The sequence below is a fragment of the Ferrimonas pelagia genome, assembly GCF_039543565.1.
Taxonomy (GTDB): Bacteria; Pseudomonadota; Gammaproteobacteria; order Enterobacterales; family Shewanellaceae; genus Ferrimonas; species Ferrimonas pelagia.
Window position 1 is genome coordinate 34346 of record NZ_BAABJZ010000006.1, and the last position, 15689, is coordinate 50034.

A 15689-nucleotide genomic window follows, 5' to 3' on the forward strand; every position below is an offset into this window, starting at 1 on the left:
ATGCGTAAGGTAGCGGGGATCACCCTGATAGAGCTGATGATTGTGGTGGTGGTGCTGGCAATACTGGCGTCGATCGCTTATCCCTCTTATCAGCGTTACGTCGGGCGGGGCTACCGTGCTGAGGCGCATGCGCAGCTGAGTAAGCTGGCCAATCTGCAAGAGCAATATTATTTGGATCATCGCACTTATAGTGAGGATATGACGGCATTGGGGGGAGCGGCAGACCCGTATGTAACTGAGAGTGGTCGTTATCATATCGATGCAACGGTGAGCTCCGCGGGACGTTACCGCTTGACTGCGGCGGCACAAGGGGTTCAGTTAACGGCGGATGGCGATTGTCCGACGTTGACCTTGAACAGCGAGGGCGAACGAGCGCCGGAGGAGTGTTGGTAATGAGATGGATTGTCGTCTGGTTCTTGTTGTCGGTGAGTCTCACCGTGCAGGCAGAGGAAGCGTGGATCGATCATAAGTGTTATGTGACCGATGCGCAGGGGGTCGAGCACGTGCATTTTTTTCAGCTTCAGCTCTCGAGCAAGCCGGAGCAGATGTTGGCTTTACGCGGGCGTGGGATCCGCGACCGAACTGGGGCTGTGACGGCGCGGGTTGATAAGATCAGTGAGTGTGTGTTGAGTCACCAACGCTTCGCCAGTGCCAAGGCGCAGGCCCTTGATGAGCTGGAGCCGAAGTGATCTCGCTTTATCGCTCCCTTCGTTTGGCGATGTGAGCATAGCGGCGATCTCATCTTAAGCGGCGGCTTATTTGGCACAGACCCAGCCTTGCCTCTAGGATCCTGTGGTGGCTTTGTCATACACTTGCCCTCCTAATAAGAGGTAGCCACTGTAGTTATGAGTAAGACGCTGAACATCGCCCTGGCCCAACGAAATTTTGTGGTCGGTCACATTGAGGGAAATGGCAGTCTGATCTGTCAGGATATTGAACGTGCTCGCGAGGCGGGGGCGGATCTGATCTTGTTCTCTGAGTTGTCCATTACCGGATATCCGCCGGAGGATCTGCTGTTGCGGCCCGATCTGATCACCCGCGTCGATGCGGTACTGGATCAGGTGGCCCAGCATTCTCAAGATCTGACCGTGGTGGTGGGACACCCGTACTTGGATGAGCATGGTGAGCTGTTTAACAGTGCCTCCGCATTCAAAGATGGTCAACGCATTGTACTGACTCATAAGCAAAAACTGCCAAATTATCGGGTCTTCGACGAAGAGCGTTATTTTGCTCGTGGCGATACAACGGCGGTGATCCCGGTGGCTGATCACCGCGTGGCGCTGTTGATCTGCGAAGATATCTGGCACCCAGAGCCCATCGCGTCCGCCCGGGAGCAGGGCGCGGATCTGCTGTTGAGCCTGAATGCTTCGCCATTTGATATGACCAAACTGGATGAACGCCTGAATGTTCTGGAGGCGTGCAGCGCCGAGTTGGGTGCACCTGTGGTGTACCTGAATCAGGTGGGGGGCCAGGATGAATTGGTGTTTGATGGTCACTCGATGGTGGTCGACGCACATGGGCGGATCTGCCATGAGTTGCCTCAGTTTGAAGAGGCTTTCCGCTTGGTGCGCTTTGTCGATGGTGTGCCTGTCGCGGGAGAGCGGGTGGCACCATCACTGGAGGATGCGCAGATCTATAATGCACTGGTGATGTCGGTGCGTGATTACATCGGTAAGAATGGCTTCCCTGGTGCAGTGCTGGGCCTGTCCGGTGGGATCGACTCGGCGTTGACGCTGGCGATCGCGGCGGATGCGATCGGAGCGGAGAAGGTGCAGGCGGTGATGATGCCGTACCGTTACACTTCCTCGATGAGCCTAGAAGATGCCGAGGCGCAGGCGAAGGCCTTGGGGGTGGAGTATGACGTTACCCCGATCGAGCCTATGTTCGATGGCTTTATGACGGCCTTGACGCCGATGTTTGCCAATGCGGCAAAAGACACCACGGAAGAGAATTTGCAGGCGCGGATCCGCGGGGTGCTGCTGATGGCGCTGTCCAATAAAACGGGACGGATCTTGCTGACAACGGGTAACAAGAGTGAGTTGGCGGTAGGTTATTGCACCCTCTATGGCGATATGTGCGGTGGCTTTGCGGTGATCAAGGATCTGCCCAAACAGCTGGTGTACCGCTTGGCTTGCTATCGAAACCGACTTTCATCGGTGATCCCTGAGCGTGTGATCACTCGCCCACCCTCGGCGGAGTTGGCGCCGGATCAAGTGGATCAGGACAGCCTGCCTCCCTATGATGTGTTGGATGATATCCTTGAGCGTTATGTGGAACGGGATCAGGGCGTGGCTGAGATCGTTGCGGCAGGCCATCAGGAAGCCGATGTGCGTCGGGTTATCCGCCTGACGGACATCAATGAGTATAAACGTCGGCAAGGAGCGGTTGGACCTCGAGTCACCCCTCGCGCCTTTGGTAAGGATCGCCGCTATCCGATCACCTCTGGATTTGGCAAGGCGAACTGGTAAGAGAATACGATGAAAAAATTGGAAGCGATCATCAAGCCCTTTAAGTTGGACGATGTCCGAGAGGCGCTCGGTGAGATCGGCATTGCCGGCATGACGGTACAGGAAGTCAAAGGTTTCGGTCGTCAAAAGGGTCATACGGAGCTCTACCGGGGCGCGGAATACATGGTGGATTTCCTGCCGAAGGTGAAGATCGAACTGGTGATCGGCGATGAGCTGGTTGAGCAGGCGATTGAAGCGATCATTGATACGGCACGCACCGGTAAGATCGGCGATGGCAAGATCTTCGTCACTGACATTGCGCGGGTGATCCGGATCCGCACCGGCGAAGAGAACGAAGACGCGATCTGACCCACCTCAAGGCGCCGAACGGCGCCTTTCCTTTCCCCTCCCGCTCAACAAACATATCGCAATGCCTCATTGCGTTAGTCGTTTTTTCTCATCTGTTCAGCCTTTATAATCACCGCCATTGAGAAAGGGGAGTTGTATGAGCAGTCAGGTGAACGCCTTATCCATTCGGGCATTGCAAAAAACCTATGATGGTGGCGTACAAGCGCTCAAAGGGATCGATCTGTGTGTTGCACAAGGGGACTTTTTTGCTTTGCTTGGGCCGAACGGGGCCGGCAAATCAACCACGATAGGGATCATCAGCTCTCTGGTGAACAAAACGGCGGGTGATGTAGAAGTCTTCGGCTACAACATTGCCACCCAGCTTAATGCGGCAAAGCGCTGCATTGGATTGGTGCCGCAGGAGTTTAATTTCAACCAGTTTGAAACCGTGCTTCAGATCGTCGTTAACCAAGCGGGATATTATGGCGTTGCCAAGGCTGAGGCCCTGCGCCGGGCCGAAAAGTATTTATCGCAGTTGGATCTCTGGGAAAAGCGCGATGCGCGTGCCCGAGAGTTATCTGGCGGGATGAAGCGGCGCCTGATGATCGCGCGCGCCCTGATGCACGAACCAAAGCTGTTGATCTTGGATGAGCCGACGGCCGGAGTCGATATCGAGATCCGCCGTTCAATGTGGCAATTCTTAAAACAGATCAATCAGGCTGGGGTCACCATCATCCTGACGACCCACTATCTGGAAGAAGCGGAGATGCTGTGCCGTCACATTGGGATCATCGATCAAGGCCAATTGGTGGAGTGCACCACTATGAAAGCCTTGCTGGCCAAGCTGCATGTGGAAACCTTTGTGCTGGATCTGGCGCATGAGGGCCCCAAGCCAAAGCTGAACGGTGTGATCAGCCGCTTGTTGGATGCGCATACCCTCGAGATAGATATTGATAAGGGAAAAGGTTTGAACGAGGTCTTCACTCAGTTAACAGAGCAGGGCATTGAGGTGCGCTCCATGCGCAATAAAGCCAACCGGCTGGAAGAGCTATTTGTATCGCTGGTCGAGAACGGTCGGCAGGGAGATAAGCTGTGATGAGTCACCCCTATTGGATCGCCTTTACGGCTTTGGTTCGCAAGGAGGTCAATCGGTTTACCCGGATCTGGGTACAGACCCTGGTTCCGCCGGCGATCACCATGACGCTCTACTTTTTGATCTTCGGTAATCTGATCGGCTCGCGTATTGGGCAGATGGGGGGCTTCAGTTATATGGAGTTCATCATGCCGGGCTTGATCATGATGTCGGTGATCACCAACTCCTATGCCAACGTTGCCAGCTCGTTCTTCAGTGCTAAATTTCAGCGTAATATCGAAGAGTTGCTGGTGGCGCCGGTCCCAAATGTGCTGATCATTTTGGGCTACGTGGCCGGTGGCGTGGCACGTGGCCTCTGCGTCGGTGCGATCGTGACGGTTGTGGCTCTGTTATTTGTAGATATTCAGATCCACAACATGCCTGTGCTGCTGCTCACGCTGCTGATGACCTCGGTGGTCTTTGCACTTGGCGGGCTGATCAATGCGATATTTGCCCGCACCTTTGATGACATCAGCATCATTCCAACGTTTGTGCTGACGCCACTGACCTATTTGGGCGGGGTGTTCTATTCCATCTCCTTGTTACCCGATGTCTGGCAAAGTTTGTCTCAGCTCAATCCTGTGGTCTATACCATTAACGCGTTTCGCTACGGTTTTTTAGGGTACAGCGATGTGAGTCTTGCGCTGTCGTTAACGATCCTGGCGGGCTTTATCGCCGGGTTAGGTGGCGTCGCATACTATTTAATTGATAAAGGTATTGGGTTAAGAAGCTAATGAGTACCGGTGATTCTCGGGTGATCCAATCGAACCAGACTGGACCCCATGACAACTTGATCCCCACAGTGAAACGCCATTTGGCACACGAGTTTCGTGCGCCCTATGCCGATCACAGCGTGGCCCTGTTTGAAGAGCTTAAAGCCTGGAAAGAGGCCGATGGGCGCCCTTTAGTGTTGGATTCCTGCTGTGGTGTGGGGGAGTCGACGGCCAATTTGGCGTTGCTGCACCCCGACGCCTTGGTGCTTGGGCTGGATAAATCGGCGGCACGGGTTGAAAAACACAGCCATTACCATGCGGGGGTGGATAATTACCGTGTGGTACGTGGCAACCTCAATGATCTATGGCGCTTGATGGTAGCCGACGGATGGCAACCCACTCATCATTACATCCTGTATCCGAATCCCTGGCCAAAGTCTGGACATCTACAGCGCCGATGGCATGGCGGACCGCTGTTTTCGTCGATCTTAGCACTGGGAGGCCAACTGGAATTGCGCTCTAACTGGCGCTTATATCTCGAGGAGTTCAGTGAAGCCTTAGCGGTGGCCGGTCATGAGGCGCACTGGCATGAATTGCCAGCGGGGCCAGCACTGACCCCGTTTGAGCGCAAATACGGTCAGTCCGGTCAGAGTTTGCATCGTATTGTTTGTGATCTGACCAAGAAGTCGTAGTTCGTCTCAACACCTTGGCAGCGTCTTACCACCAACCTGTTGTTAAATAAGCCTTTTTGTCTTGGTGCGAATGTTGCCTACCAACTATTCATTGTGAGCAGGCATAAAGGGAAATGATGACGAGGCTTCAGCACAAGTGGCCCATTATTGCGGTTGGTATGGGACTGGTGGGCGCATTAGACCTGACGGCCATCTACTGGCTGATCTGAGCCTTTTGGCTGCGTCATCCAAGCGCTTTCGCGCGGCAAGCGGTTGGGGATCTTCTTGTGAAGATCACTGATGGGTATTTTCGACTACACTTCGTCGCGTTGGCAGGGTCGGTCATTCCGGCTCTGCTCCTCATTGAACAAAGTATTGCTTCCCATGACTTTACCCCGGCGACTCGGTCGGGGAGCGTAGTGAAACGCAACACAGGATAAACGGAACGTCATTGCAGTTATTAGCATACCCGGTTCTTGGTATGGCAACGACGTGCGGTCTGTGTTTGTCTGTGAATTCGCATCGCCCACGTCCTATAGCCCTACGTAAAGTAGGTTTTGGGAGTAGGCACGATGCGCAGAGCTTCTATCTGCCTGTCGGCCTTGTTGTATTTGGCCAGCACAGGCGCCTTCTCCTCCCAGGACACATGGACGAGTCAGCTTCGATTGGGGGGTTGGTCTCATCATTTGGAAGACGAGCCTTATGAGAGTTCACCAAGATTTAATGAATCTCATAAAGGTATTGGGTACTACTATCGCATAAATCAGTGTCACGGCAGTGTGAGCTGGTATTGCAAGGTGGGTGTGGGGTATCTCAGGGACAGTTTTGATAACCCTATGTATATCGCCAGCTGGAACTGGCAATACGCCTTTAATGAGCATATATCGGCAGGGTTGCTGCTTGGGGTCGGAAGCCGGACGGTGGCGCGCTACGGTGACGAGGTTTTTCTCGGTACAGAACGTAAGGTTGTTCCGTTATTGGCACCGAATATGGAGATCACTTGGGGGCGATTTTCAATCGGCTTTGCGGTGTTGCCTCACGTGGATTACCGCGTCGAGGATGGTAAGAACCAATACGATCTGCAAAAGCCCACGCTCTTTTGGGACATAGGTATCAGCTTTTAAATGCGCTTAACAGCAGCTGCTTTAACAGCAGCTGCTGTCTTGTGGTCTGTGTCGTTACGATTCAGCACCGTTTTGTTCGGCTGCACCTTCGAGTAACTCGACCAATTGATGACCGATAGCGCCGTCGCGCCAAGTGGGCTGGTGAGACTCGGCGGGAGTCCCCTCTTCGGGATTGGGATGTTGATCTGCCATGGATCCTCCGTACATCGATCATTTCCTTAATAAATAGCAGTTACGAGCGCGGAGATCGAGAGGAAATCTTGTTTCAGTCCTACGACTTTGGTGGGGTTGCGATGGTCAAATGACAGGCTGGTTGCGACGTTCGGTGTTGGTTTCTCTGCGTGGAGTGAAGCGAGCGTGGGGGCCATGCTAATTATTTATATTTTGTATTAGTGTATTACTGCGTTCTGGTGGGCGCTAAGCGCTGACTATTGTTGCCATGGTGTTTGGTGTTGATCGCGATAGGCCCTGTTGCGATCGGTCTTGGATATTTGTCCGCATGGCTTAGTACCTAGGGGGCCTATCCGGTTTGGGGAGGCCCAACTGTCGCCTCAAATGGGCGTTTGCCCTCCATGGCGTGATCGCTGCTAGGGCTTTCTCGAGGTGATGCCTGATTGTGGTGGTCGAGCGGCCCGGCTGTTTGGTGAGTTTCGAGTGCGCAGTGTTGACGTGTCAGCAAAACAAGCAGCAAACCGGTGAGATAAGGTGCAGATCTGAGGGCTATTTCAGTTATGAGTGGGACATTTTGACTAGGCGGGTCGTGTTCAAGGTAAGGTGTTTTACAGCAAATGGTTTTATTTGGAGTTCTGAGGAGCTGAAGGGGTCACTTTTGCTCACTGTTTTCTATGGTTATGCCAAATTGTCGCAATGAAAAGGTCAAAAGTTGGCGTTGGTGCACAGTGTTGAACTCCAACCCCTTTTAAAGTGTGGGTATAGAAATTACCGACAAGCCAAACGTTAGGGGATCCGATGACAGTTACAGCCATGGAGATAGGCAGCACGTCCAGTTGGGGCTCGCCAAATCAAGCGCGTTTTCGCCAGCGAGATCAAGTGTTAGTCCGCTTAGCGGAGCAGTTGATCCAGCAGCAAGGCATGGTGTCTTTTCGTTTCAGTGAATTGGCGCCTCGCGCCGGTTGCAGTGCAGGAACTCTGTATAAGCATTTCTCGAGCAAAGAGGATCTGTTGATCGCGATTTTTGCCCGTCACGTGGAGCAATTGGTTGAACGTCAGCCCTACTTTATGAGCTGTGAGCTTCTCTATGCTGAGCGTTGGATCGCGATGCATATGTTTGCGGTGGCTTCGATCCAACGTTCCAGCTGGACTCTGGGGATCAACACCCTCGGGGGGGCCCCTAAGATCCTCGAGCGTGCGAGCGATTTTCGTGCCCAAGAGCTAAAAATGTACTTGGATCAGTTTTATAACGCGATATTACGTGTCATTGAAGGGGCACGGATCCAAGGCGAACTCGTGGCAACGGATGAGCAGGTTAAGACGGTGCATGCCATGCTCAGCTATTTTCAGCGTGGCGCATCTGGCGTGTTAGGCAATCCGCTTATGGGGGATGCGGTACAGGCACTTGAACCTCGACAGTTGTTTGAGGCCTTTTCCATCTTTATTGGCACCTTGGATTGGAAAACCCCGCTGCGTGCCGACTCTTTCCAGCGGATCATGATCGAAGTTGAGCATCAGTTGACGGAAAGCGATATGGAGCAGTCGATGTTAGAGGCCTTGTAGTCGGCCTAGGCTGTTATCGATACAAGAAGCACCCGCAGCGGGTGCTTTTTTTGTGCTTGTGCTGTGGTCGACTCTTGTTGGCGTCTGGAGTTTCGGTCTCAAGCTATCGGGTCAAGCACGCAGTCGTTCACTGTGCACACTGCGTTTGTTTTTTAGCTTAAAGCATTGCTTGGCCTCGTCGTCCCAAGTGGGCTTGGCGGCGGCAAGTGATGGCGCGCGCGCCGCACTTTTTCCTTGACGGTGCGTTTCGCAGTCCCCTGTGTTGAGGCCCGCTCGCGGACAGTTGCCCCGGCGCTAGCGGGAAAGCCGTTTATGCACCAGAGCCGGGCGCGGAGGGGAAGGGGACCTGCTCTGGTGCCTAATCCCACTTTTTGGGGGAGCGCAGAGAATGACTGCAATGGCGCCGATCACTTGGTGTACTTACCCCTTGGCTCGGAGTTGGGGTTTGTTTACGCGGCCTGGCGCCGATTGCGCTTGGGGCCGTTGATAAACTCCGGTCTCGCGCTGATCAGCGCCGCCTTTTGCTGCTCATCAAGCTGACCTTCAGGGAGGCGAAGGTGATGTCGGGTTAGCTGCGCCTTGGCTGGCAGGGCGATGGTTAAGGGAGCGATCTGCCCCTCTATGGCGTAGTGCTCAGTGGCACCGGTCTGCTCCAGCACGCCACTTTCTAGCAGGCTGGCAACAGCATTGTTAGCGAGTGGCATGGGGATCACGCCTTTGGCTTGCAAAAAGAACTCGCGTAAGACAGCGCGCTCTTGGCCATCCAGGGTCAGGATCTTGGCGTGGATCTGGCTCAGTCGTTTCTTGTTTAAGAGTTGCTGATTAAGCCAGTATAGGCCCATCCGGATCAGGTAAGCGATCAGATAACTGGCGCTCAGTACTGCGCTCAGTCCCAGCACAAAGCCGTTACTTTCTACCCAGCGGTTGAGCAGCAGAGATTCAAGGGTGGGGAGCGGCAATATTAGCAGTGCCAATGAGGCGGTCAGAAGCCACAAGGCGAATTTTGCCATCATTGCGCTCCAGTCGGTACGCTGCAGAAAGGCAAAAAATTCGTTCATAATGAGGCTCCTCGGCGTCAGACAATTGTCGATGATGGGGACAAGCAATCATGATGCCACAATCGATGTTGTTGCCATAGCCCGTTCGCTCAATGGCACAATATGGAGCTTGTCATCAACGACTGAGAGCCGACTGGGTCCCCGCTCATGTTGATTGGTGTATTTGATCCCCCCCAGTTCAATGTTGACTCTGGGAAGCAACGCAAGCCGGATATGAAGCGGCGCGTTTTTCTGGTTTTCGGCGATCTGTTGAGCGTAGTGTTCTTGCTGTTGCTGACTCACCTGCAGTTGCTGTTCGCATTGAGTGATGGCGCACTGGAGTTTTGCCTTGATGGGGGCGTTTTTTGAGCTATAGTGCTGATTTAACTTGAGTATTAGGCGTTGATGCTGGGCTTGTCGATCGGTAAGGGTGTGCTGGGCCTGTTCCAGCTGCCGTTTGATGGCGGTGATTGATTGGCCTAACTTGATCTGGGTCTCGGCGCCGGAGCGTGCGCCCAGTGTTACCACAAATAAGCCCTTGTTTGCCTGTGTTAAGCCCCCGATCAGGTCGCCCTTATTGCTGTGTTCGGCCCCGATATGGATCTGATCTTCGCTGTGCAGATGGCTATGCAGGCATTGATGCGCGATGTGGATTGAACGTTTCGCCTTCAGCTGGGCATATTGGCAGTATCTCAGGTGAATATCGCCATCGGCGATTAACTGGCAGGTGAGGTTACCGTCAGGGCGCTGACGGCCGAGCGCCCCTTGATTAATGGTGATATCGCCCCCGGCCTTTAGGCGACCTCCTTCCACAAGGCCATAGACGGTGATATCGCCACCAGCGCTGACTTGCATGCCTTCGGTTACGCTCCCGGTGATCAAGACGGAGCCTTCATAGCGGATATGGCCGCTGCGGGTGTCGACCTGAGCCAATGTCATCAAAGGCTCGACGGACATACCGTGTTCGGTTGCGGTCGGCTGGCCGGTTTGGCTGGCGATCAGTAGGTCGGGATCGTCGACTGACAGTTCGGTGCCGTTACCAGGACGCAATGGCAGATCTTGACCCGGTTGCGCCAGTAACACTTTGCCGTGGAGATCATATCCGTTCTGACCTGCGCTCGCCGGTTGCTTGCGCATCAGATGCTGGCCTTGATGAACAATGATCGGTTCACCCAGATCTCGCAGATCGACGCGTGAGTCATCTTTGCTTTGGGGCTGGAGCAGTCGCTCATGCGCTAATGGCACCAATCGTTGGTGCTGTGCATCGTTGCCATCGATGGGGGCTTGTCCGCGGGCGATGAGAGGGCGGGCTGGAGCGGCGGGAGGAGGTAGAAAGAGTTGGGCGATATTGCTGCGGATCAGTCCATGACGGATATTCATTGCCTGCAACTGGCGCAATAGATCGGCTAGCTGAGCGGGGCGTCCGCCTTTGGGGGCGATCAGCTGCGCATGCAATTGCATCTGGTCGTCACTGAGTGTGAGCTGGCATTGCCCGTCTTGGGCTTCGGCTAACGTCAGTCGGTAAGGCTCATGCGACTTGGCATTGTTGCGCTGCTGGAGTGTCGACAGTGCGGCCGTCCACTGCTCGGTCAGCGGCATGAGATCGGCGTAGTTGCTGTCGGCCAACAATTTCGCCAGTGCTGCCTCATCGAGCGAGTGGTGTTCGGCAGGCGTTAAGTCGATATAGAGTTGGCGCGTGGTTGCGTCCCAGAACAACAGCTCCGTGTCGGTGGGGGTTCCTGACATATATGCGTTTTATTGTGGCCAGTGTTCGGCCAGTATAACGAGAAGAGCGGGGATAAAGATACAGAAAACCCCCGGCTCGTGAGAGCCAGGGGTTTCAAAATCTGGTGCAGATGGGGAGACTTGAACTCCCACGTTCTTGCGAACACTAGCACCTGAAGCTAGCGCGTCTACCAATTCCGCCACATCTGCAAATGTGGTGCACGAGGGGAGACTTGAACTCCCACGTCCTAACGGACACTAGCACCTGAAGCTAGCGCGTCTACCAATTCCGCCACTCGTGCAAAAATCTGTTGTATACCACCATGAAAAATCATGGTGCAGATGGGGAGACTTGAACTCCCACGTCCTAACGGACACTAGCACCTGAAGCTAGCGCGTCTACCAATTCCGCCACATCTGCTTGGTATTACATTGTATTCAACGATGGTGCAGATGGGGAGACTTGAACTCCCACGTTCTTGCGAACACTAGCACCTGAAGCTAGCGCGTCTACCAATTCCGCCACATCTGCATGTTTGCGTTCATCGTTGGTACGGGGGCGCATTATAGGGAGATTCTCCGATCGGTCAACACCCAAAGTGGCATTTATTTTCTGTCTGCGTAGATTTTGAACTTATTGTCTTGGCCAATGATGTTCACACGGCCGAAAGCGTGATTTAAGTCGTCCCCATAGGGCAGATGTTGGTTGGCCACGATGATCAACTGTCCGCCTGGCTTAAGCTGCTTTACCGCGTCTCGAATGAACTGGCGTGCGGTGTCAAAGGTCTGATCGAACCCTTGATGAAACGGCGGATTAGAAACGATCAGATCAAACTGGCCTGTAACTGCTGAGAGTCCATCGGATGCGAGGACCGCAGCATTAACGCCGGCTTTGTTGGCGCTTCGCTGACTTGCTGCGAGCGCCATGGCGTTGATATCGACCATCAGTAGATCGATGCTGGGGTTTCGCTTGGCCAGGAAAGCGCCGATGATCCCATCACCGCAACCGAAGTCCAAGACTCGACCCTGCGGGATCTTAGGAAGGTGTTCGAGTAGCAGCTTGGTGCCTTGATCGAGCGTGCCGTGGCCAAATACACCAGGAAGAGAGGAGAGGATCAGTTCACCATCCGGGGTCGGAACCGTGTGGTTCAACCACCAGTCGTCCAGGTTCCACGGTTTTTGCGCTCGATTGATGCCGTGCAGCATCTGGCAGTGGGCGCCCGATGCCACCTTGCTGATATTGTCGCACCAAGGCGCGGCCGTTTTGGCGGCAGAGCGGATCCCCCCTTTATTATCACCAACCCAAAGAATGGGCCCATCCGCCGGCATGACCGACGCGGCTAATGCGGTGAAATAGGCCAGGTGCTCTCGCGCCTTGGGTAGGCGGATCAGGGCAACGTCAAGGGCCGGTAATGTTACGTTCGCCAGATCGGCGGCAAAGTGTACGGTGACATTATCGGGCAGTGAATGACTGAGCCGCTGGTAGTGCATCAGGTCCGTCGTCAGTGCGGTGACGCTGGCACAAACACAAGCCAGCTCCTGTAACAGCAGATCAGCGTCCGGGTTGAGCAGCAGTAGATGGCAATCGGTGAAGAGATCGGTGTTTTTCATCACCAAGCGGCTTGGATTAGTTAAGGTCATAGGTGGCCATAAGCGAATGTACTTTGGCGCTAATTATACGTGGAAGCGGAGAGAATTGACCTACACTTAACGCGACGCTTTGCCTTTGGAGAGCACGGATGCGGTTCAAGCAGGGAAGATCTCGGTGTTGGTGTGCTTGGCTTGCCTCTTACAAGGGGGATGTAGAGCGTGCGAGCCATCAGCCACGCAGGAGCGACTCTGCTCCGATCTCCTATCGACCTTTCAATTACTTCGAGTTGAATGCACCTGTCAACAGGGCCAGTCGGTCACCCTTAGACTGTGGCCGTAGCCGCGTGGCGCTGTGGGACATCAATACCGGATGTGGGGGCAGGGGCCTAGGGAGAGGAAGGGGGCTAACATGAGACGATGGACTGGCCTCGCACTCTTTATGTTTCTAGCGGCACCGACGTTGGCAAAGCTGGATGGCACTGTCTATTTGTCGCAGGGACTAACTTATAACGATGGTGGTCACCTGTTTGCCCAGCCCGGTGATATGAGTTTTCGTTTTCATGAAGCTTCCATTAATGCGAACTGGCGGGTCAGCAGTCAATGGCGCTTGGCGGGTCAGATGCTCTATCGTCAAGCTGGGAATATTGCCGATAGTAATACCGATATCGACTATCTATTTGCCGAATATCGATTCCCGGTTTGGTCTGGCAATGTGGCCGCTGCGGCAGGGCGTAATAAGATGGATATGGGTTTTTATAATGCCTCCCGTGACAGTTTATTTAGTCGGCCCAGCATTTTACTGCCTCAATCCATTTATCAGGAGTTTGGGCGTGATGCGGCGCTGCGCAATGATGGCCTCAAGTTTAGTGGCGCGCATTTTATTGGCGAGCAAAGCCTGAGCTGGAATGCTACCTACGGCTTGATGGCACTGAATGACAGCTTTGCCGATATCTTTCTTGGTTTTCATCAAGGTGTTGAGTTTGATGATACGGAAAGTCTGTTATTGACACTAGGATGGGAGTACCGCACCTGGCTTCAGTTGAAGGCCTCTTATATAGATACTGGCTTCAGCGTTGATGATCCACGGCCGATGCGCGATGCTACCTATGACATTGAGCGCTGGATAGTCGGGCTGCGCGGCGAATATCAGCGTTGGCAGTGGAGTGCTGAATATGGCGAGATGCAGGTCGACGGGGAGTTGACCGAAGTGGGTTTTCCATTTGAGAACACCTCCCAGGGCGGATATGTTCAAACTCGATATTACCTATTGGACCAACTTAGTGTGTTGGCTCGTTATGATCTTTACTGGGGAAACAAGGATGATAAAGGCGGAGATCGCTTTGAGCCACGTGGTGAGCCTAATTGGCAAGCTTGGAGCCGGGCGTCGAGTCTGGGATTAAGTTGGCAATTTTTCGATGATTGGCAGCTATCGGCTGAGTGGCACCGGATGGATGGTACGGCGGTCTATCCGGGGTCAATGGCGAATTTATCTGGGCAGGAACGGATCAGTAATCTGTATATGCTGCAGTTAGCCTATCGCTGGAACTGGGCGCTGTTTCATTGATCCGTGATAGCAGGGAGGAGAGGGATTAAGGATGATAAAAGCCATTAAGCAATGGGTCACTGCCGTCGGACTGCTGGTACTGTCGGCGGTTAGCGTCGCTGAATCGGAAGAGCGGACGGCGCAGATCATCGTGCAGGATGCTGTTTCGGTCGAGCAGTTAAAGCGAACCGATCTGCGGGCGATCTTTACAATGAAAAAGCAGTTTTGGCCGGATGGTACAGCGATCACCGTATTTGTATTGCCACCTCGTGATCCCGTGCATGTCCAATTTTGCCGTGATGCGTTGAAGCTGCTGCCGTTTCAGTTGAATCGAGAATGGGATCGACTGGTATTTTCTGGCACTGGGGAGCGGCCACAAGTTGTGAGCTCCGCTGCGCAGATGTTGGAACTGGTACAGACGACACCCGGAGCGATAGGCTACTTGCCAGCATCGGTAAATGCTAAGGGGTATGACATTGCGATCATTAAGTAATATTGCATTGCTGATCGCATTGGGAGGGAGTTTTCCTCTCTCTGCGAGCCTACATGGTAGCCTGTATCTATCCCAGTCCGCTGTTTACAACGATGGATCCGATTTTTTGACCGGAAGCGACAGCACCAGCTATCAGTTGCAGGAAGCGTTGGCGAATGCGTCTTGGCGCTTTCATCCCCAGTGGCGACTGCAGGGGCAGGCTATCTATCGACGAATGGGTAATTTGACCGAAGACGAGACACTAGGGATCGATTATTTAAATTTAGAATATCGAGCGCCTCTGGCGAACGGCACTGTGAGTGCAGAATTGGGTCGCTTTAAGAGCGACGGCGGTTTCTATTCTAGTGGTCGAGATTCGGCTTTTTCACGACCCACAATATTATTGCCCCAGTCCATTTACCCTGAAGGCTTAAGGGATGCATCCCTGCGATTGGATGGACTTCGGCTGAAGGGCAATCATGGCCTTGGGGAGCAACCTCTGTCCTGGTCCCTGTCTTACGGTGAGTCGGATCTTGGTGATGATTTTTCCCGTCAGCTCTATGGCACCGACACGCAAGATATTGACAGTGACTACACTTTTATCGCCCGACTGGGCTGGGTGCCGGCGGAAAGTTGGGAGCTCAGTGCTTCATATCAGCGCAGCCGAACGGATACCACGGGGATCGCGCCATTCGGGCCACCGGTGGTGACGACAAGCTCCTCTAAAGTAACGGCGTGGCTAGCCGGAGCTCGTTATATGAATGCGAGGTGGGAGTGGGTGGCTGAGGCGCAGCGCTATACCACCGACAACGCCAGGGGAGAGCAAACGGCCATTGGCGGCTATCTGCAAGGGGGTTATCTGATCCGTGACAGCCTGTCGGCAAAGCTGCGATACGACATCTATTATTCAGATAAAGAGGATCGTGATGGTGACCGCTTTGTGGAGCGAGGCAGGGAACCGTGGCGGGCGTGGGGTAAGGATCTAACCGCCGCGCTGTCTTGGCAATGGAATTCGCAATGGCAAGTGAGTGTGGAGTGGCATTTGGTTGAAGGAACGGCTTGGGTAACGCCTTTGATCTCATCGTCGTCGTTGGGTGAAGAACACTGGCAACTTTGGATGTTGCAATTGGCCTATCAGTGGCGGTGGTGATTC

General features: G+C 53.9%; 16 protein-coding genes and 4 tRNA genes. 12 read left to right on the plus strand and 8 right to left on the minus strand.

The annotated features are described in order from the left end of the window. The 8 genes from ABEA08_RS02010 (at window position 1) to ABEA08_RS02045 (ending at window position 6435) form a co-directional block, all read left to right on the plus strand. Entirely contained in the window at window positions 1–393 is a 393-nt protein-coding gene (locus tag ABEA08_RS02010) for a type IV pilin protein (protein WP_345332781.1), read from the plus strand. Further along, window positions 393–689, plus strand: a complete 297-nt coding sequence (locus ABEA08_RS02015) for a TapY2 family type IVa secretion system protein (protein ID WP_345332784.1) — start codon at window positions 393–395, stop codon at window positions 687–689. The genes ABEA08_RS02010 and ABEA08_RS02015 overlap by 1 nt, the downstream gene beginning before the upstream one ends. Before the next feature lie 156 nt (window positions 690–845). Then, a complete protein-coding gene (locus ABEA08_RS02020) occupies window positions 846–2468 on the plus strand; it encodes an NAD+ synthase (protein WP_345332787.1) in 1623 nt (540 codons plus the stop codon). 9 nt (window positions 2469–2477) lie between these two features. After that, window positions 2478–2816 carry a nitrogen regulatory protein P-II gene (gene glnB / locus ABEA08_RS02025; protein WP_345332790.1) on the plus strand — a complete coding sequence of 113 codons (339 nt, stop codon included), beginning with the start codon at window positions 2478–2480 and terminating at the stop codon, window positions 2814–2816. A gap of 136 nt (window positions 2817–2952) precedes the next feature. Next, complete coding sequence (locus ABEA08_RS02030; protein WP_345332793.1) at window positions 2953–3891, plus strand: ABC transporter ATP-binding protein; 939 nt, start codon at window positions 2953–2955, stop codon at window positions 3889–3891. After that, entirely contained in the window at window positions 3891–4661 is a 771-nt protein-coding gene (locus ABEA08_RS02035; RefSeq protein ID WP_345332795.1) for an ABC transporter permease, read from the plus strand. The genes ABEA08_RS02030 and ABEA08_RS02035 overlap by 1 nt, the downstream gene beginning before the upstream one ends. Next, window positions 4661–5332, plus strand: coding sequence for a tRNA (guanine(46)-N(7))-methyltransferase TrmB (gene trmB / locus ABEA08_RS02040; RefSeq protein WP_345332796.1), 672 nt, complete (start codon window positions 4661–4663; stop codon window positions 5330–5332). Before ABEA08_RS02035 ends, trmB begins: the two co-directional genes overlap by 1 nt. 551 nt (window positions 5333–5883) lie before the next feature. Then, window positions 5884–6435, plus strand: a complete 552-nt coding sequence (locus ABEA08_RS02045) for a hypothetical protein (protein WP_345332799.1) — start codon at window positions 5884–5886, stop codon at window positions 6433–6435. 54 nt (window positions 6436–6489) lie between these two features. Here the strand turns inward: ABEA08_RS02045 and ABEA08_RS02050 are convergent, their stop codons facing one another. Further along, window positions 6490–6627 (minus strand): hypothetical protein, encoded by a 138-nt coding sequence (locus ABEA08_RS02050; protein ID WP_345332801.1) that lies wholly within the window; start codon window positions 6625–6627, stop codon window positions 6490–6492. A gap of 777 nt (window positions 6628–7404) precedes the next feature. Here ABEA08_RS02050 and ABEA08_RS02055 point away from each other — a divergent pair. After that, window positions 7405–8169: a TetR/AcrR family transcriptional regulator gene (locus ABEA08_RS02055; protein WP_345332804.1), complete on the plus strand. Its 765-nt coding sequence runs from the start codon at window positions 7405–7407 to the stop codon at window positions 8167–8169. A gap of 449 nt (window positions 8170–8618) precedes the next feature. Here the strand turns inward: ABEA08_RS02055 and ABEA08_RS02060 are convergent, their stop codons facing one another. From ABEA08_RS02060 to ABEA08_RS02090, 7 genes are all read right to left on the minus strand, one after another. Then, on the minus strand, window positions 8619–9227 hold the full coding sequence (locus ABEA08_RS02060) for a superinfection exclusion B family protein (RefSeq protein WP_345332807.1): 609 nt from the start codon (window positions 9225–9227) through the stop codon (window positions 8619–8621). A gap of 48 nt (window positions 9228–9275) precedes the next feature. Beyond that, a complete protein-coding gene (locus ABEA08_RS02065) occupies window positions 9276–10952 on the minus strand; it encodes a flagellar assembly protein A (RefSeq protein WP_345332810.1) in 1677 nt (558 codons plus the stop codon). Window positions 10953–11054: 102 nt separating this feature from the next. Further along, window positions 11055–11141, minus strand: a tRNA-Leu gene (locus tag ABEA08_RS02070). Window positions 11142–11146: 5 nt separating this feature from the next. Next, a tRNA-Leu gene (locus ABEA08_RS02075) sits at window positions 11147–11233 on the minus strand. A 32-nt stretch (window positions 11234–11265) separates the two neighbouring features. Continuing rightward, a tRNA-Leu gene (locus ABEA08_RS02080) sits at window positions 11266–11352 on the minus strand. A 24-nt stretch (window positions 11353–11376) separates the two neighbouring features. Beyond that, window positions 11377–11463, minus strand: a tRNA-Leu gene (locus ABEA08_RS02085). Window positions 11464–11537: 74 nt separating this feature from the next. Then, window positions 11538–12572 (minus strand): methyltransferase, encoded by a 1035-nt coding sequence (locus tag ABEA08_RS02090; RefSeq protein ID WP_345332812.1) that lies wholly within the window; start codon window positions 12570–12572, stop codon window positions 11538–11540. Between the two features lie 358 nt (window positions 12573–12930). Here ABEA08_RS02090 and ABEA08_RS02095 point away from each other — a divergent pair, with 358 nt between their 5' ends. From ABEA08_RS02095 to ABEA08_RS02105, 3 genes are all read left to right on the plus strand, one after another. Beyond that, window positions 12931–14085 carry a TonB-dependent receptor gene (locus ABEA08_RS02095; protein ID WP_345332815.1) on the plus strand — a complete coding sequence of 385 codons (1155 nt, stop codon included), beginning with the start codon at window positions 12931–12933 and terminating at the stop codon, window positions 14083–14085. Window positions 14086–14116: 31 nt separating this feature from the next. Then, complete coding sequence (locus ABEA08_RS02100) at window positions 14117–14557, plus strand: type 2 periplasmic-binding domain-containing protein (protein ID WP_345332818.1); 441 nt, start codon at window positions 14117–14119, stop codon at window positions 14555–14557. A gap of 106 nt (window positions 14558–14663) precedes the next feature. Continuing rightward, the gene (locus tag ABEA08_RS02105; protein ID WP_345332821.1) at window positions 14664–15686 is read left to right on the plus strand and encodes a hypothetical protein; all 1023 of its coding nucleotides are present in this window, start codon (window positions 14664–14666) and stop codon (window positions 15684–15686) included. Window positions 15687–15689 lie beyond the last annotated feature (3 nt).